We start from the raw sequence: 17821 nt of genomic DNA, 5'->3' as shown, positions 1-17821 counted from the left end.
GTCGTTGATGAAAAAGGCTCGGTGTTTGAGTCTTTTTTTATTGTCTGTAGTTTATATTGTTAAGGTTTGATAAATACTAGTAATCGCTCGGTTCATACTGGAGCAGTGAAAAAATCAGAGATGAGAGATACGTTGCGTTTCCTGCGGAATTAATACCCATCGACGAAAGGTTATTCTTTCGTTGACATGCTTATACCCTTGTGATAAAGTGTTTTAGGTAGGCCTATTTTACGGCTTTTTTTTCAGGATCAATTTAGAGACTCTGCTTCAATGTGGAAGTCTTCGGGAGGTGTACATCATGCGGGTAATTATTACTTTGGCTTGTACGAACTGCAAACAAAGAAATTACACTACGACAAAAAACAAGCGTAATCACCCCGACCGCATGGAGATGAAGAAATTTTGCAAGTTTTGTAACGAGCAGACTTCTCATCGCGAAACCAGATAGTTTTTTGGAGGTGTAGTCGGCGTGAAACGTAGTTTCAAATCTCTGATTTCCTTTTTCTCTGAAAGCTGGGCTGAACTTAAAAAGGTTCGCTGGCCTAATCGTAAAGAGCTGACGAACTACACGTTAATTGTACTTGGTACTGTTGTGGTTATGACGCTGTTTTTTTGGGTCGTAGATATCGGCATCTCCGCTGTGATCGAAGCGATTATTTAAGAAGGGTCCCAGGTGGCTTGATATGGAAAAAAGATGGTACGTCGTTCATACCTATTCAGGGTATGAAAATAAGGTCAAAGCCAATTTGGAAAAACGCGTAGAGTCCATGGGCATGGAAGACAAGATTTTCCGCGTTCTTGTTCCGATGGAAGAAGAAGTGGTAAACAAAGACGGTAAGAAAAAGACCGTTATGCGTAAAGTTTACCCCGGTTATGTCTTGGTCGAAATGGTTCAGACGGATGATTCTTGGTATGTTGTTCGCAATACACCGGGTGTTACCGGCTTTGTCGGTTCGACAGGTTCCGGTTCCAAACCAACAGCCTTGTTGCCAGAAGAAGTGGAACAAATTCTGAAGCACATGGGTATGGTTGAACCTAAGCCTAAAATTGAATTCGATATTAAGGAATCCGTACGTATTAAAGTCGGTCCTTTTGCGAATTTTGTGGGCTCCGTGGAAGAGATTTTGGTAGACAAGAGCAAGCTCAAGGTACATGTTAACATGTTTGGACGGGAAACACCGCTTGAGTTGGAATACACCCAAGTGGAGAAGATATAGTTTCTTCAAGTTTCTTGTGGGAGGGCTGTGAGGCCCGTTAACCACTATTTTGCAAGGAGGTGTCTATCATGGCAAAAAAGGTAATCAAAATGGTAAAACTGCAGATTCCAGCAGGTAAAGCAAATCCAGCACCACCAGTAGGTCCGGCATTGGGTCAAGCAGGTGTCAACATCATGGCATTCTGTAAAGAATTCAACGCTCGTACAGCTGACCAAGCAGGATTGATCATTCCAGTTGAGATTTCTGTATTCGAGGACCGTTCCTTTACATTCATCACTAAAACTCCACCTGCAGCAGTTCTGTTGAAAGTGGCAGCTAAAGTTGAAAAAGGATCCGGCGAGCCGAACAAGAAAAAAGTTGCTACTGTTAAACGTGACGCGGTACGTCAAATCGCGGAAACAAAAATGCCTGACCTGAATGCTGCTGACGTTGAGTCCGCAATGCGTATGGTTGAAGGTACTGCCCGCAGCATGGGTATCACCATCGAAGACTAATTTTCACACGAAACATGGCTTCGTAAAGCCGGCCGATTCGCGGCCGGTCAATGTGGGAGGTATATCCGCTAAAACCACAAAGGAGGAATATAACATGGCTAAACACGGTAAAAAATACCTGGAAGCTGCTAAGCTGATCGACAGCGAAGCAACTTACGAGCCTTCAGAAGCTGTAGAGCTTGTGAAAAAGGCAGCTACTGCAAAGTTCGATGAAACTATCGAAGCAGCAGTTCGTTTGGGCGTAGACCCTCGTAAGCAAGACCAGGCAGTACGTGGTGTTGTTGTCTTGCCACACGGTACAGGTAAAACACAACGCGTATTGGTATTTGCAAAAGGTGACAAAGCGAAAGAAGCGGAAGCGGCTGGCGCGGACTATGTTGGTGATGCAGACATGATCAACAAAATCCAACAAGGCTGGTTCGAATTCGACGTCTGCGTAGCGACACCGGATATGATGAGTGAAGTAGGTAAATTGGGCCGTCTGCTCGGCGGTAAAGGTCTAATGCCTAACCCTAAAGCCGGAACGGTAACTTTCGATGTAACTAAGGCTGTTCAAGAAATCAAAGCCGGTAAAATCGAATATCGTCTGGATCGTGCAGGTCAAATTCATGCACCGATCGGTAAAGCTTCTTTCTCTTCCGAGCAATTGAATGAGAACCTCAAAGCTCTCATGGATGCTCTGAACCGTGCTAAACCGGCGGCAGCTAAAGGTGTTTATCTGAAGAACGTAAGTCTTTCTTCTACGATGGGCCCTGGTGCACGCGTGAACGCAGCAGCTTTTAGATAAAATATTCTTGACAGGTTCGCCCTGTTCTGATATTCTGTAAAAGTTGTGAGTCCGAGTGACTGACCGTTGACATTTGAATATGCTTGCCGTAGACAGTAGGTGCCATATGGCTTAATTTCCTACCGAGGTGTGATTATACAACTTGAACGATGCAAATCGGATGCGAGTATATATCAAGCCTTCGTGATTCTACGGAGGCTTTTCTTAATGGGATAAATTTGATCAGGAGGTGTACAGATTGGCAAACGCAAAAGTGATTCAAGCAAAACAAGAGTCCGTTGATGTTGTAACAGCAAAATTGCGCGAAAGCGTGACAACAGTTGTTGTTGACTACCGCGGATTGAACGTTGCCCAAGCTACTGAACTGCGCAAGCAGCTTCGTGAAGCCGGAATCGAATTCCAAGTGCTGAAAAACACATTGCTTCGCCGTGCAACTGCAGCAGCAGAATTGACAGAACTCGATAGCGTTCTGACAGGTCCTACTGCGATTGCATTCAGCGGAGAAGATGCTGTAGCTCCAGCCAAAATTCTGAACGACTTCGCGAAAAAGAACGATGCACTGAAATTGAAAGGTGCTGTCGTAGAAGGTCGTGTAATTGGAGAAGCAGAAGTTAAAGCGTTGGCAGAACTGCCATCACGCGAAGGTCTCCTCTCCATGCTCCTCAGCGTGCTTCAAGCGCCAGTTCGCAACTTCGCGCTTGCGGTTAAAGCTGTTGCAGACAAAGAAGAACAAGGCGCATAAGCTACTTGATCTGAATACTGCCTAGCAGTAATGAAATACAAAAAAATAAAATTATATATGGAGGTTCAATCATGAGTAAAGAGCAAATCTTGGAAGCAATCAAAGGCATGACTGTACTGGAACTGAACGATCTTGTTAAAGCAATCGAAGAAGAATTCGGCGTAACTGCTGCAGCTCCAGTAGCTGCTGTAGGTGGCGGCGCGGCTGCGGCTGAAGCTGAGCAATCCGAGTTTGACGTAATCTTGGCAAGCGCTGGCGCTTCCAAAATCAACGTTATCAAAGCGGTTCGCGAAATCACTGGTCTTGGCTTGAAAGAAGCTAAAGAAGTAGTTGACAACGCTCCAAAAGCATTGAAAGAAAAAGTTTCTAAAGAAGAAGCAGAAACAATCAAAGCTAAGCTTGAAGAAGCTGGCGCTACAATCGAAGTTAAATAATTTAGCTTATCCAAGCTGAATGAACAAAACAACAAACCCCTTGACTTATATCAAGGGGTTTGTTGCTGTAAATGTAACTATGGAAAGTGAGTGAGGGCATGTCCAATCATTATTATTCGGACAAACCACAAGTAGCGCATGACCGCAAGGCCGCAGAAGCGGTGCTTCGTGGGATCAGTCTGCGACTGGTGACGGATGCTGGTGTTTTTTCTAAAAACGGAATCGATTATGGCAGCAGAGTGTTAATTGATGCGATGGAACTGCCGTCAGGCGCTCATGTTCTCGATGTGGGATGTGGTTACGGGCCAATCGGGCTTACAGCAGCAAAACTTGTACCGGATGGGCATGTCACCATGATCGATATCAATGAAAGAGCGGTTGAGCTTTCCAAAGAAAATGCCAAAGGGAATGGCATTGTCAATGTTACTGTATTGCAGAGCAATCTACTGACTGAAGTAAAGAAGCGGGATTTCGACGTGATCTTGACTAATCCTCCGATTCGAGCTGGCAAAGAAACGGTTCACACGATCTTTGAGCAGGCGTATGATCATTTGAAGGTAGGCGGGGCGTTATGGATTGTCATTCAAAAGAAACAAGGGGCACCTTCTGCGAAAGCGAAGTTGGAATCGTTGTTTACACGAGTGGAAGAAGTGACGAAGGATAAAGGCTACCGAATCTTCAAAGCGTTGAAAGAAGAGTAGAGGGATTGAGAGATACATTCGAATTTGTAAAGTAAGCAGGGGATCATTTTTTTTGCAATAGGACTATTGACTTGAAATTCAAGGCGTGGTATAGTTGTAAAATGTCAGTATTAAGATGCCCTACTTGGCTTTAGCTAACTAAAAATGTCAACCTTTTTTTACGCCGAACCGGGCTTATTATGCCTATGTTTGGCGTATAATATGTACATTTTGGGCAAACTGGGGATAAGAATGATTTGGAAAGACATCCGCCGATCAAAGTTGCTCTTTTATCGAACGACATTTCGAATAAGGGCTTTTCTTTATTTGCGGGTGCATTGCTTTGCTCTGTATGTGTACCATTATAAGGTTACAAACAGAGGTTCGCAACGAAATTTTTAAAGTGAGTAGACATTGAGGGGTGAGTTTAAGTTGGCAGGACATCTTGTTCAATATGGTCGACGCACTCGGCGCAGTTATGCACGAATTAACGAGATACTCGAAGTTCCGAACCTGATTGAAATCCAACAGAAATCGTATGATTGGTTTTTGGAGGAAGGGTTGCGCGAAATGTTCCAGGATATCTCGCCGATCCAGGATTTTACAGGTAACTTGATTTTGGAATTTATCGATTACAGTCTCGGAGAACCGAAGTATACAGTAGACGACGCGAAAGAACGCGACGTTACTTATGCAGCACCACTTCGGGTGAAAGTCCGGCTCATTAATAAGGAAACCGGAGAAGTCAAAGAGCAGGAAGTATTCATGGGAGATTTCCCGCTGATGACCAGCACCGGCACATTTATTATTAATGGTGCTGAACGGGTTATTGTCAGCCAGTTGGTTCGCTCTCCTAGCGTTTACTTCAGTACCAAAGTAGATAAGAACGCGAAAAAAACGTATACCGCTACAGTAATTCCTAACCGCGGCGCTTGGCTGGAGCTGGAGATGGACGCGAAGGATGTTGTTTATGTCCGGATCGACCGTACGCGTAAAATTCCGGTTACGGTTCTCCTGCGTTCCCTTGGTTTTGGCACAGACGCTGAGATTCTGGATTTGCTTGGTAATGACGAATATATCCGTAATACTCTGGACAAAGACAACACGGATTCCACCGAGAAAGCTCTCATTGAGATCTATGAGCGCCTTCGTCCAGGCGAGCCACCAACGCTGGATAACGCGAAAAGCTTGCTCGTTGCTCGTTTCTTTGATCCAAAACGTTACGACCTTGCAAACGTAGGTCGTTACAAAATCAACAAAAAACTTCACATCAAAAACCGTTTGTTTAATCAGCGTTTGGCTGAATCTTTGATCGACGCTGAAACAGGCGAAATTATTGCAGAAGCAGGTCAGATGGTCGACCGTCGTTTGCTCGACGAAATCATGCCTCACCTGGAGAAAAGCGTTGGATTCCGCACATATCACGTGGGGAACGGTGTTTTGGATGCCAATGATATCCCGATGCAAACGATTGATGTGTTTTCACCAATTGAAGATGGTAAAGTGGTTAAGCTGATTGCCAATGGCGACATTGACAAGTCCGTGAAAAACATCACGCCAGCGGATATCATTTCATCCATCAGTTACTTCCTGAATTTGTTGCATGGCATTGGAAGCACGGATGATATCGATCACCTGGGTAACCGTCGTCTGCGTTCTGTGGGTGAACTTTTGCAAAACCAGTTCCGTATCGGTTTGTCCCGTATGGAGCGTGTGGTTCGTGAAAGAATGTCCATCCAGGATGCGAATGTCATTACACCACAGGCATTGATCAACATCCGTCCAGTCATCGCATCGATTAAAGAGTTCTTCGGTAGCTCCCAATTGTCACAGTTTATGGATCAAACGAACCCGCTGGGCGAGTTGACGCATAAACGTCGTCTGTCCGCACTCGGACCGGGCGGTTTGACTCGTGAGCGTGCCGGCATGGAAGTCCGTGACGTCCATCCATCCCACTATGGCCGGATGTGCCCGATCGAGACACCAGAGGGACCAAACATTGGTTTGATCAACTCCTTGTCGACGTTTGCACGTGTGAACGAATACGGCTTCATTGAAGCTCCATATCGTTGGGTTGATCCGAAAACGGGTGTTGTCACTGAGCAGATTGATTATCTGACAGCAGACGAAGAGGACAACTATGTTATCGCTCAGGCGAATGCGAAGCTGAACGAAGACAGCACTTTTGCAGAAGATGCGATCATTGTACGTTACAACAAACAGTCGGATAACATCCTTACGATGCCGAGTGAACGAGTGGACTACATGGACGTATCTCCTAAGCAGGTTGTATCGGTAGCTACAGCGCTCATTCCGTTCCTTGAGAACGATGACTCCAACCGTGCCCTGATGGGATCAAACATGCAACGGCAGGCGGTTCCACTCTTGATTCCTAAAGCTCCGCTTGTAGGAACGGGTATGGAACACAAAGCTGCGAAAGACTCCGGTGTATGTATTGTTGCCGATTACGACGGAATTATTGAACGTTCCTCTGCGAACGAGATCTGGCTTCGTCGTGTAGAAGAGGTTGACGGTCAAGAAGTCAAAGGCGATATCGTTAAATATAAATTACACAAATTTATGCGTTCGAACCAAGGAACATGCATCAACCAACGTCCGATCGTAAAAAGAGGCGCTGCTGTTAAAGCTGGCGACATCCTTGCTGATGGTCCTTCGACGGAAATGGGTGAACTTGCTCTTGGACGCAACGTAGTCGTTGCCTTCATGACATGGGAAGGTTACAACTATGAGGATGCGATCCTACTCAGCGAAAAACTCGTTAAGGAAGATGTATATACATCCATCCATATCGAGGAATATGAGTCGGAAGCTCGTGATACGAAGCTCGGACCTGAAGAGATCACACGTGATATCCCTAACGTTGGGGAAGAAGCGCTGCGTAATCTGGATGAGCGTGGTATTATCCGCATTGGTGCCGAAATTGCTGCTGGCGACATTCTGGTTGGTAAAGTTACACCAAAAGGGGTAACAGAGTTGACTGCAGAAGAACGCCTCTTGCATGCAATCTTTGGTGAAAAAGCACGTGAAGTACGTGATACATCTCTGCGTGTACCTCACGGTACCGATGGTATCGTGGTTGACGTGAAAGTATTTACCCGTGAAAACGGAGATGAACTGCCACCAGGTGTGAACCAACTCGTTCGTGTTTATATTGCTCAAAAACGGAAAATTTCCGAGGGTGATAAAATGGCCGGACGTCATGGTAACAAAGGGGTCGTGGCCCGTATCTTGCCGGAAGAGGATATGCCTTTCCTGCCAGACGGTACACCGGTTCAAATCGTTCTTAACCCGTTGGGCGTACCTTCGCGTATGAACATCGGTCAAGTGCTTGAAGTTCACTTGGGTATGGCAGCAATGCAGCTTGGTATCCACGTAGCAACACCTGTATTCGACGGGGCGAAAGAGTATGACGTCTTCGACACAATGGAAGAAGCAGGTATGCAACGTAATGGTAAAACCGTGCTGTATGATGGTCGTACTGGTGAAGAGTTTGAACGTGAAGTTACCGTTGGTGTCATGCACATGATCAAACTGGCACACATGGTTGACGATAAAATCCATGCCCGTTCCACAGGTCCTTACTCACTTGTTACGCAACAACCGCTGGGTGGTAAAGCCCAATTTGGTGGACAGCGTTTCGGGGAGATGGAAGTTTGGGCGCTTGAGGCTTATGGTGCCGCTTATACTCTGCAAGAAATCTTGACGGTTAAATCCGATGACGTTGTTGGTCGGGTGAAAACGTACGAGTCCATTGTCAAAGGCGAGAATGTACCGGAACCAGGTGTTCCTGAGTCGTTCAAAGTATTGATCAAAGAGCTGCAAAGCTTGGGTATGGACGTTAAGATTTTGAGTGAAGATGAGCAAGAGATTGAAATGAAAGAAATGGACGATGAAGATGACGCTGCGAGCGATAAGCTCAGCCTCAACCTTGAGGGTACAGAGGTCGGAGCGGAATAATCGCTTCGGGCGCATGATGACCGGCGTTTTTCATCAGGCTCACGTCTTGCTCCGGCTACAGCCGGGGCATGCGTAACCTAGAATACAGGAATTGGTTAAGGAGGGTTGCTCCTTGTTGGACGTCAACAATTTCGAATACATGAAGATCGGGCTTGCTTCCCCAGAGAAAATTCGTTCTTGGTCCCGCGGAGAAGTGAAAAAACCGGAAACGATCAACTATCGTACGTTGAAACCGGAAAAAGAAGGGCTGTTCTGCGAAAAGATTTTTGGCCCTACAAAAGACTGGGAATGCCATTGCGGTAAATACAAACGCGTTCGTTATAAAGGCGTTGTCTGTGATCGCTGTGGCGTTGAAGTAACACGTGCGAAAGTCCGTCGTGAACGTATGGGCCATATTGAGCTTGCTGCTCCGGTATCGCATATCTGGTACTTCAAAGGTATTCCGAGCCGTATGGGTCTCGCACTGGATATGTCTCCAAGATCTCTCGAAGAGATCATTTATTTTGCATCATATGTAGTAACTGATCCAGGAGAAACTCCACTGGAGAAAAAACAGCTGTTGTCCGAGAAGGAATATCGCAGCTACCGTGAAAAATACGGATACGGCTTCCAAGCAGGCATGGGTGCAGAAGCAGTTAAAAAATTGCTTCAAGACCTTGATGTAGAGAAAGAGCTTGAATTCCTGAAGGAAGAGCTTCGCACTGCACAAGGACAACGTCGTAACCGTGCAATCAAACGTTTGGAAGTGATTGAAGCATTCCGTAACTCTGGCAATAACCCAGAGTGGATGATCATGGATGTACTTCCTGTCATTCCGCCGGAACTTCGTCCGATGGTACAACTGGATGGTGGACGTTTTGCTACGTCTGACTTGAATGACTTGTATCGCCGTGTAATTAACCGGAACAACCGTCTGAAACGTCTGCTTGACCTGGGCGCGCCAGATATCATCGTGCAAAATGAAAAGCGGATGCTGCAAGAAGCAGTTGACGCCTTGATCGATAACGGTCGTCGTGGACGTCCTGTTACAGGTCCGGGTAACCGTCCTTTGAAATCCCTCAGCCACATGCTGAAAGGTAAACAAGGTCGTTTCCGTCAGAACTTGCTCGGTAAACGTGTTGACTACTCCGGCCGTTCCGTTATCGTTGTCGGACCTTACCTGAAAATGTATCAGTGCGGTCTGCCTAAAGATATGGCACTGGAACTATTCAAGCCTTTTGTGATGAAAGAGCTTGTGAATAAAGGGCTTGCCCACAACATCAAGAGCGCAAAACGTAAAGTTGAGCGTGTGAGTCCTGAAGTATGGGATGTTCTTGAAGAAGTCATCAAGGAGCATCCGGTTCTGTTGAACCGTGCCCCTACGCTTCACCGTCTCGGTATTCAGGCGTTTGAACCGATTTTGGTTGAAGGTAAAGCAATTCGTCTTCACCCACTCGTATGTACGGCATACAATGCCGACTTTGACGGTGACCAAATGGCCGTGCACGTTCCATTGTCTGCTGAAGCTCAAGCGGAAGCGCGTATCTTGATGCTTGCATCAGGTAACATTTTGAACCCGAAAGACGGTAAACCGGTTGTAACTCCTTCTCAGGATATGGTTCTTGGTTCGTACTATCTGACGATGGACAATAAAGAAGAGAAGGGTACAGGTATGGTTCTGCGGACAGTCAATGAGGCTGTATCTGCATACCAACGGGGTACTGCCGGACTGCATGCACGTGTAGCTATTCCAGTTAAGGCGCTTGGTAAAACAAGCTTTACGGAAGAGCAACAAAAAGGTATGTTGCTGACTACGATCGGTAAAATTATCTTTAATGAAATTTTCCCGGCAACCTTCCCTTATATCAATGATGCGACTCGTGCGAACCTGTATCAAGGTACAGCCGATCATTCATTTGTTTATGAGAAAGGTACTGACTTGAGAGAGGCAATCATGAATGCTCCTCAAGCTGGCGGTGTCGGCAAAGAATACCTCGGTTCCATCATCGCTCGTTGTTTTGAAATTTATCATACAACCGAAACTGCGGTTATTTTGGATAAAATTAAACAACTTGGATTCACGTATTCGACGCGTGCGGGTATTACCGTAGCCGTGTCCGATGTTGTCGTTCCACCTGAGAAATTCGAAATTCTCAGACAGTCCGAAGATAAAGCTCAGATCGTTACGAACCAGTATCGTCGTGGTTTGATTACGAATGAAGAGCGCTATGACCGTATCATTGATATCTGGTCAAAATCCAAAGATGACATCACGGATATTTTGATGAAATCCATGGATCGTTATAACTCAATCATGATGATGGTTGACTCAAAAGCACGGGGTAACAAATCGCAAATCACTCAATTGGGTGGTATGCGTGGTCTGATGGCCAACCCGTCTGGTCGTATTATCGAACTCCCAATCAAATCGAACTTCCGTGAAGGTCTGACAGTACTCGAGTACTTTATTTCCACTCACGGTGCGCGTAAAGGTCTCGCGGATACAGCCCTGCGTACAGCCGACTCAGGTTACCTGACTCGTCGTCTCGTAGATGTAGCCCAAGACGTAATTGTGCGTGAAGACGATTGTGGTACAGATAAAGGCTTTACGGTTAGTCGTATCCAGGATGGTAAAGAGGTCATCGAAGATCTCTACGACCGTATTGAAGGCAGATACTGCTTCGAAACTGTTCGTCATCCGGAAACAAAAGAAATTATCGCTGGCCGCAATGAGTTGATCGACTCTGACAAAGCAGAAGCGATTATCAAAGCTGGCGTGACCAAATTGCAAATCCGTTCCGTTCTCAGCTGCCGTGCAAGTCATGGTGTCTGCAAGAAGTGTTACGGTCGCAACCTTGCGACAGGTAAACACGTGGAGATTGGTGAAGCGGTTGGTATCATTGCCGCACAATCCATTGGTGAGCCAGGAACACAGCTTACAATGCGTACGTTCCATACCGGTGGTGTAGCCGGAGACGACATCACGCAAGGTTTGCCTCGTATCCAGGAGTTGTTTGAGGCCCGTAATCCTAAAGGTCAAGCAACAATCAGTGAGATTGACGGTGTGGTTAAAGAGATTCGCGAAGCGAAAGACCGTCGTGAAATCGAAATTCAAGGTGAAGCAGAATCCAAAGTATACTCTGTTACTTACGGTTCCCGTGTTCGCGTAAGCGAAGGTATGGAAATTGAAGCGGGTGACGAGTTGACAGACGGTTCTATCGACCCGAAAGAAATGCTACGCATCAAAGGCGTACGTGGCGTACAGAACTACATTTTGCAGGAAGTACAGCGCGTATACCGTAACCAAGGCGTAGAAATCAATGACAAACACGTTGAAGTTATGATCCGTCAAATGTTACGTAAAATCCGTATCGTTGATGCGGGAGATACAACATTGTTGCCAGGATCATTTGTAGATACGCATGAGTACGAAAGAGCGAACAAAATTGCGATTCTGAGTGATAAAGAGCCAGCGGTTGCAAAACCAATCTTGCTCGGTATTACAAAAGCATCCCTTGAAACAGACTCCTTCCTCTCTGCGGCATCGTTCCAAGAGACAACACGTGTACTGACGGATGCAGCGATCAAAGGTAAAGTGGATCAGTTGCTCGGTCTGAAGGAAAATGTTATCATCGGTAAGCTGATCCCTGCTGGTACGGGTATGAACCGTTACCGCAGTATCAAATTTGCTGAGCCTGAAGATGGCCAATCTTCTATAGAAGAACTGGAGCCAGTTTCGGTAGACTAATATAGATTTCCTCGTTCTGAGGAATTAAAGAATGTGTATGTCAGGAAGCGACGTTTGTAATATCCAAGCGGACGAATCCTGATGTACACAAACTTTATAAAAACTTTTTGGAATAGCATTGACAATGCTTGCGCTAGATGCTAATATATCAAAGGTGCGTGGGCAGCTGATTGTAATTGGTCCTATTCGGAGGAATGTATGATGTCTAATGAAAAAGGCTTGCAAGATGCTCATGTCAAGATTGGTACCAAACAGACCATGCGGACAGTGCAGACAGGAATGGCTTCAGAAGTCTATGTCGCAGAAGATAGTGATCCGCAGCTCACTTCCAAAATCATTGCTTTGTGTGAACAACACAATGTGAAGTACACGAAAGTGGACACAATGAAAAATCTCGGCAAAGCGTGCGGGATTGGAGTGGGAGCAGCGATGGCTGCTGTCGTAAAATGATACGGTAAGGAACGTTTTTGTCCGAGAACATTTAAGGATTCTCCAAGGCAAAAACTTTTCATTTGTCTTTTTATGAACCGCCTGGGTCTGTGGGCTTAGATAAAGGTTTGTAAAGAAACATGAATAATTGAGGAAGGGGGTGGCAATCACATGCCAACTATTAACCAACTGGTTCGTAAAGGACGTCAAGCAAAAGTTGAGAAGTCAAAATCACCAGCTTTGCAAAAAGGGTTCAACGCTTTGAAACGTGAATCCACTAACATCAGTGCCCCACAAAAACGTGGTGTCTGCACTCGTGTAGGTACAATGACTCCACGTAAACCGAACTCTGCACTTCGTAAATATGCCCGTGTTCGTTTGACGAACCGTCTCGAGGTAACTGCTTATATCCCGGGAATCGGACATAACCTTCAAGAGCACAGTGTGGTATTGATCCGCGGAGGTAAAGTAAAAGACCTTGCAGGGGTTCGTTATCACATCGTTCGTGGAGCTCTCGATACTGCAGGCGTGAACAACCGTATGCAAGCTCGTTCTAAATACGGAGCTAAACGTCCAAAAGCTAAAAAAGCCTAAATTACGATAAGCAGATTGCCTGAAAGCCTTCTGGCTTAGATCTGGAAGGTACAGGGACTGCTGAACAAGAAAGAAAGGGGGATATCCATGCCACGCAAAGGTCCAGTTACGAAAAGAGACGTGTTGCCAGATCCGGTATACAACTCCAAGTTGGTTACTCGTTTGATCAACCGCATCATGCTCGACGGAAAACGCGGTGTTGCTCAAAGCATTCTGTATAATGCGTTCAAGTTGATCCAAGAACGCACGGGTAATGACCCGATGGAAGTATTTGAGACAGCAATCAAAAATATCATGCCAGTCCTGGAAGTTAAAGCTCGCCGTGTCGGCGGTGCCAACTACCAAGTACCAATCGAGGTAAAACCAGAGAGACGTACTGCTTTGGGTTTACGTTGGCTCGTGAACTACTCCCGCAACCGCGGTGAGAAAACAATGGAAGAGCGTTTGGCGGCTGAGATCATCGACGCTTCCAACAACACAGGCGCTTCCGTTAAGAAACGTGAAGATACGCACAAAATGGCTGAAGCGAACAAAGCGTTTGCTCACTACCGTTGGTAGGATTCAGTTCACAAAAATAAACTTCAATTTTGAAGGGAGACCCATTTCATGGCTAGAGAGTTCTCCTTGAAAAATACACGTAATATCGGGATCATGGCTCATATTGATGCGGGTAAAACCACGACAACTGAGCGGATCTTGTTTTACACAGGACGTACGCACAAAATCGGTGAAGTTCACGAAGGCGCTGCGACAATGGACTGGATGGAACAGGAACAGGAGCGCGGAATTACGATTACTTCCGCTGCGACTACCGCTGCTTGGAAAGGTCACCGCGTAAATATCATTGATACCCCGGGACACGTTGACTTCACTGTTGAAGTTGAACGTTCCCTTCGTGTATTGGACGGAGCAGTAGGTGTATTCAGTGCGAAAGAAGGCGTTGAGCCTCAGTCTGAAACTGTATGGAGACAGGCTGACAAGTACGGCGTACCTCGTATCGCATATGTAAACAAAATGGATATCATCGGTGCTGACTTCTTGAACGTTGTATCTGACATGCGTGATCGCCTTCAAGCGAACGCTGTTGCGATTCAACTTCCAATCGGTGCTGAGAATGATTTCAAAGGTATCATTGATATCGTTGCTCAACGGGCTCATATGTATAAAGATGACCTGGGACAAGATATTGAAGAAACCGATATTCCTGCGGAATTCGTTGAGCAAGTTGAAGAACTTCGCAACGAATTGATTGAGCGTGTTGCAGAGCTTGATGAAGAACTGACAATGAAATACCTGGAAGGCGAAGAAATCACTATTGATGAGATTAAATCCGCTCTCCGTAAAGGTGTTGTAGATGTTAAGATCTTCCCAGTTATCTGTGGATCCTCATACCGTAACAAAGGTGTTCAACTGATGTTGGATGCTGTTATCGACTACTTGCCAGCTCCAGTTGACGTTCCAGCAATCAAGGGTCTCCTTGAGGATGGAACTGAAGCGGTTCGTAAGTCTTCCGATGAAGAGCCATTCTCTGCATTGGCTTTCAAAATTATGACTGACCCTTACGTTGGTAAATTGACATTCTTCCGCGTATACTCCGGCGTACTTCAATCCGGTTCTTATGTATTGAATGCAACTAAAAACAAACGTGAGCGTATCGGTCGTATCCTTCAAATGCACGCAAACAGCCGTCAAGAAATCACTGAAGTTTACTCCGGTGATATCGCAGCAGCTGTTGGTTTGAAAGATACAGGTACAGGTGATACACTATGTGATGAGAAACATCCGGTTATCCTGGAATCCATGAACTTCCCTGATCCGGTAATCGAAATCGCTGTTGAACCTAAAACCAAAGCTGACCAAGATAAAATGGGTGTGGCTCTCGGTAAGTTGACGGAAGAGGATCCAACTCTTCGCGCGCATACTGACGAAGAAACAGGCCAAACAATCTTGGCAGGTATGGGTGAGCTTCACCTTGATATCATCATCGACCGTATGCGTCGTGAGTTCAAGGTTGAAACTACTGTGGGTAAACCACAAGTAGCTTACCGCGAAACATTCCGTGCTCCAGCGCGCGTTGAAGGTAAATTCGTACGTCAATCCGGTGGTCGTGGTCAATACGGTCACGTATGGGTTGAATTCGAACCTCTCGAGCCGGGTACAGGCAGCCAGTTCGAAAGTAAGATTGTCGGTGGTTCCGTACCAAGAGAATACATTCAACCTGCATTGTCAGGGATTGAAGAGCAAATGAAAAACGGCGTTATCGCAGGCTTCCCGCTTGTTGACGTTAAGGCTACTATCGTAGACGGATCTTACCATGATGTCGATTCCAACGAGATGGCATTTAAAATTGCCGGATCTATGGCGTTGAAAGCAGCGAAAGACAAATGTAGTCCAGTTCTGCTTGAGCCTATCATGAAAGTAGAAGTAACTGTTCCAGAAGAGTATATGGGTGACGTAATGGGTATGTTGAACTCCCGTCGTGGCCGCATTGAAGGTATGGATTCCCGTAGTGGAGCTCAAATCATCCGTGCTAAGGTACCTCTCTCTGAGATGTTTGGTTACTCTACAACTCTTCGTTCCGGTACTCAAGGACGCGGCGTGTTCTCCATGGAACTCTCCCACTATGAAGAAGTTCCTAAGAGCATCGCTGAAGAGATCGTTGCCAAAACAAAAGGCACCGAGTAGTTTTCTCACACTGAATGCTTGTGCTTGAAACCTGGTTTGAAGCACCGCATTCAGTGAAACATAAAATCATAAATTTTAAGGAGGCCACGTTCAAATGGCAAAGGCTAAATACGAACGTAATAAACCACACGTTAACATTGGTACTATTGGTCACGTCGACCATGGTAAAACAACTCTGACTGCTGCAATCACAACTGTATTGTCCAAAACTTACGGTGGTGCTGCTGTAGCATTCGACCAAATCGACAAAGCTCCAGAAGAGCGCGAGCGCGGTATCACTATCTCCACAGCACACGTTGAGTACGAAACTGACACTCGTCACTACGCTCACGTAGACTGCCCAGGTCACGCCGACTATGTTAAAAACATGATCACTGGCGCGGCACAAATGGACGGAGCTATCCTGGTAGTATCCGCAGCTGACGGCCCAATGCCACAAACTCGTGAGCACATCTTGCTCTCCCGTCAAGTAGGCGTACCTTACATTGTTGTTTTCTTGAACAAATGTGACATGGTTGAAGACGAAGAGTTGTTGGAACTGGTTGAGATGGAAGTTCGCGACCTTCTTAACGAATACGAGTTCCCAGGTGATGATACTCCAATCACTCGTGGTTCCGCTCGTGAAGCTCTGCAAAACCCTGATGGTGAGTGGGCTCAAAAAATCGTTGAGATGTTCAAAGAAATCGACACTTACATCCCACTGCCTGAGCGTCAAACTGACAAGCCTTTCTTGATGCCTGTCGAGGACGTATTCTCCATCACTGGTCGTGGTACCGTTGCTACAGGTCGTGTAGAGCGTGGTACTGTTAAAGTCGGCGAAGAGATCGAGATCGTTGGTATCACTGAAGAAACTAAAAAATCCGTAGTTACGGGCGTTGAGATGTTCCGTAAATTGTTGGATTCCGCACAAGCGGGTGACAACATCGGTGCATTGTTGCGTGGTGTTGACCGTACTCAAATCGAGCGTGGTCAAGTACTTGCTAAACCAGCATCTGTTAAACCACACACAGAATTCACTGCTCAAATTTACGTTTTGACTAAAGAAGAGGGTGGCCGTCATAAGCCTTTCTTCACTGGATACCGTCCACAGTTCTACTTCCGTACAACTGACGTAACTGGTATCATCAACCTGCCAGAAGGTACTGAAATGGTAATGCCTGGTGACAACATCACGGTTACTGTTCAACTGATCTCTCCAATCGCGATCGAAGAAGGAACTAAGTTCTCTATTCGTGAAGGTGGACGTACAGTTGGTGCGGGTTCCGTAGCAACAATCCAAAAATAATTTGGCTCTTGCCAAATGAGTATAAGCAACAGTGTACTGGAACGAGTAACATTGTATTGTAACGAAGCTTCGGAAGAGTTCTTTATCCGACATCGGATAAAGAACTCTTTTATTATGTCAACGTTTCGGAACCTGCGTCATCTAAAATGAACAAGATTTATCTTATAGATTGATAGGTTAGGCAGCCTGGATATGAAGAAAAACATTGAGCTAAATTGAGTCGATTCTTTTGAAAAGATCAACTTAAATGTTTTTTTTAAATATGCTTGCAATATGCCCATCTTTTCTATATAATAATGAATGTTGTTCTTGTGACGTTGCGATGATGTGAGAGGTTACTGGCACACCCGGCCCCTTTGCCATGGGAGAGTGGCTAGAAAATTTTCACGGAGTATGTCCGATAAAAAATTGGGCGATAGAAGGAGGGACTAAAATGGCAAAGCAAAAAATTCGTATTCGTTTGAAAGCTTACGACCACAGAATTCTTGATCAATCCGCGGAGAAAATCGTTGAAACAGCAAAACGTTCGGGTGCAGGTGTATCCGGTCCGATTCCGCTTCCTACTGAAAAACAAATCATTACTATTCTTCGTGCGGTGCACAAGTACAAGGATTCTCGGGAGCAATTCGAGCAACGCACTCATAAGCGTTTGATCGATATCGTTAACCCGACTCCACAAACTGTGGATGCCTTGATGCGCTTGGATCTGCCGTCCGGTGTAGATATCGAAATTAAATTGTAATATATAGCAACAAACAAGACCACGTAT

16 protein-coding genes and 1 other annotated feature are annotated in these 17821 nt (G+C 45.8%); all 16 genes read left to right on the top strand.

Going from position 1 to position 17821, the window contains the following annotated elements; genetic code table 11:
• Positions 1-298 precede the first annotated feature (298 nt).
• The 16 genes from rpmG to rpsJ all read left to right on the top strand — a co-directional run bounded on the left by rpmG (position 299) and on the right by rpsJ (position 17794).
• The gene (rpmG, locus tag BLQ13_RS26490; protein ID WP_072735843.1) at positions 299-448 is read left to right on the top strand and encodes a 50S ribosomal protein L33; all 150 of its coding nucleotides are present in this window, start codon (positions 299-301) and stop codon (positions 446-448) included.
• Between the two features lie 21 nt (positions 449-469).
• Positions 470-661 carry a preprotein translocase subunit SecE gene (secE, locus tag BLQ13_RS26485; RefSeq protein WP_024633600.1) on the top strand — a complete coding sequence of 64 codons (192 nt, stop codon included), beginning with the start codon at positions 470-472 and terminating at the stop codon, positions 659-661.
• Positions 662-683: 22 nt separating this feature from the next.
• Positions 684-1217 carry a transcription termination/antitermination protein NusG gene (gene nusG / locus BLQ13_RS26480; RefSeq protein WP_024633599.1) on the top strand — a complete coding sequence of 178 codons (534 nt, stop codon included), beginning with the start codon at positions 684-686 and terminating at the stop codon, positions 1215-1217.
• A gap of 68 nt (positions 1218-1285) precedes the next feature.
• Positions 1286-1711: a 50S ribosomal protein L11 gene (gene rplK, locus BLQ13_RS26475; RefSeq protein ID WP_017692062.1), complete on the top strand. Its 426-nt coding sequence runs from the start codon at positions 1286-1288 to the stop codon at positions 1709-1711.
• A 94-nt stretch (positions 1712-1805) separates the two neighbouring features.
• Positions 1806-2498, top strand: a complete 693-nt coding sequence (gene rplA, locus BLQ13_RS26470; protein ID WP_090924686.1) for a 50S ribosomal protein L1 — start codon at positions 1806-1808, stop codon at positions 2496-2498.
• Between the two features lie 68 nt (positions 2499-2566).
• Positions 2567-2713 (top strand) — a sequence feature (ribosomal protein L10 leader region).
• Between the two features lie 23 nt (positions 2714-2736).
• Positions 2737-3240 (top strand): 50S ribosomal protein L10, encoded by a 504-nt coding sequence (rplJ, locus tag BLQ13_RS26465; RefSeq protein WP_090924685.1) that lies wholly within the window; start codon positions 2737-2739, stop codon positions 3238-3240.
• Between the two features lie 71 nt (positions 3241-3311).
• Positions 3312-3674 (top strand): 50S ribosomal protein L7/L12, encoded by a 363-nt coding sequence (gene rplL / locus BLQ13_RS26460; protein WP_090924684.1) that lies wholly within the window; start codon positions 3312-3314, stop codon positions 3672-3674.
• Between the two features lie 98 nt (positions 3675-3772).
• Positions 3773-4375, top strand: coding sequence for a class I SAM-dependent methyltransferase (locus BLQ13_RS26455; RefSeq protein WP_090924683.1), 603 nt, complete (start codon positions 3773-3775; stop codon positions 4373-4375).
• 411 nt (positions 4376-4786) lie between these two features.
• A complete protein-coding gene (gene rpoB, locus BLQ13_RS26450) occupies positions 4787-8332 on the top strand; it encodes a DNA-directed RNA polymerase subunit beta (protein WP_090924682.1) in 3546 nt (1181 codons plus the stop codon).
• 112 nt (positions 8333-8444) lie between these two features.
• The gene (gene rpoC / locus BLQ13_RS26445; RefSeq protein ID WP_090924681.1) at positions 8445-12059 is read left to right on the top strand and encodes a DNA-directed RNA polymerase subunit beta'; all 3615 of its coding nucleotides are present in this window, start codon (positions 8445-8447) and stop codon (positions 12057-12059) included.
• A gap of 201 nt (positions 12060-12260) precedes the next feature.
• Positions 12261-12509, top strand: a complete 249-nt coding sequence (locus tag BLQ13_RS26440) for a ribosomal L7Ae/L30e/S12e/Gadd45 family protein (RefSeq protein ID WP_090924680.1) — start codon at positions 12261-12263, stop codon at positions 12507-12509.
• Positions 12510-12659: 150 nt separating this feature from the next.
• The gene (gene rpsL, locus BLQ13_RS26435) at positions 12660-13082 is read left to right on the top strand and encodes a 30S ribosomal protein S12 (protein WP_017692070.1); all 423 of its coding nucleotides are present in this window, start codon (positions 12660-12662) and stop codon (positions 13080-13082) included.
• A gap of 87 nt (positions 13083-13169) precedes the next feature.
• Entirely contained in the window at positions 13170-13640 is a 471-nt protein-coding gene (gene rpsG / locus BLQ13_RS26430) for a 30S ribosomal protein S7 (RefSeq protein ID WP_056697679.1), read from the top strand.
• 48 nt (positions 13641-13688) lie between these two features.
• Positions 13689-15767 (top strand): elongation factor G, encoded by a 2079-nt coding sequence (gene fusA, locus BLQ13_RS26425; protein ID WP_090924679.1) that lies wholly within the window; start codon positions 13689-13691, stop codon positions 15765-15767.
• Between the two features lie 94 nt (positions 15768-15861).
• The gene (gene tuf, locus BLQ13_RS26420) at positions 15862-17052 is read left to right on the top strand and encodes an elongation factor Tu (protein ID WP_090924678.1); all 1191 of its coding nucleotides are present in this window, start codon (positions 15862-15864) and stop codon (positions 17050-17052) included.
• Between the two features lie 433 nt (positions 17053-17485).
• Positions 17486-17794: a 30S ribosomal protein S10 gene (rpsJ, locus tag BLQ13_RS26415; protein ID WP_017692074.1), complete on the top strand. Its 309-nt coding sequence runs from the start codon at positions 17486-17488 to the stop codon at positions 17792-17794.
• Positions 17795-17821 lie beyond the last annotated feature (27 nt).

It is taken from the genome of Paenibacillus polysaccharolyticus, from assembly GCF_900102085.1.
Classification (GTDB): domain Bacteria; phylum Bacillota; class Bacilli; order Paenibacillales; family Paenibacillaceae; genus Paenibacillus; species Paenibacillus polysaccharolyticus.
Note: the sequence above shows the minus strand (reverse complement) of the source record. Positions and strands in the feature narration are given on the sequence as shown.

Bases quoted from the DNA above. Each gene is read 5' to 3' on its own strand.
- rpmG (WP_072735843.1), top strand. From the start codon at position 299: ATGCGGGTAATTATTACTTTGGCTTGTACGAACTGCAAACAAAGAAAT.
- nusG (WP_024633599.1), top strand. From the start codon at position 684: ATGGAAAAAAGATGGTACGTCGTTCATACCTATTCAGGGTATGAAAAT.
- rplK (WP_017692062.1), top strand. From the start codon at position 1,286: ATGGCAAAAAAGGTAATCAAAATGGTAAAACTGCAGATTCCAGCAGGT.
- rplA (WP_090924686.1), top strand. From the start codon at position 1,806: ATGGCTAAACACGGTAAAAAATACCTGGAAGCTGCTAAGCTGATCGAC.
- rplL (WP_090924684.1), top strand. From the start codon at position 3,312: ATGAGTAAAGAGCAAATCTTGGAAGCAATCAAAGGCATGACTGTACTG.
- BLQ13_RS26455 (WP_090924683.1), top strand. From the start codon at position 3,773: ATGTCCAATCATTATTATTCGGACAAACCACAAGTAGCGCATGACCGC.
- BLQ13_RS26440 (WP_090924680.1), top strand. From the start codon at position 12,261: ATGTCTAATGAAAAAGGCTTGCAAGATGCTCATGTCAAGATTGGTACC.
- rpsL (WP_017692070.1), top strand. From the start codon at position 12,660: ATGCCAACTATTAACCAACTGGTTCGTAAAGGACGTCAAGCAAAAGTT.
- rpsG (WP_056697679.1), top strand. From the start codon at position 13,170: ATGCCACGCAAAGGTCCAGTTACGAAAAGAGACGTGTTGCCAGATCCG.
- fusA (WP_090924679.1), top strand. From the start codon at position 13,689: ATGGCTAGAGAGTTCTCCTTGAAAAATACACGTAATATCGGGATCATG.
- tuf (WP_090924678.1), top strand. From the start codon at position 15,862: ATGGCAAAGGCTAAATACGAACGTAATAAACCACACGTTAACATTGGT.
- rpsJ (WP_017692074.1), top strand. From the start codon at position 17,486: ATGGCAAAGCAAAAAATTCGTATTCGTTTGAAAGCTTACGACCACAGA.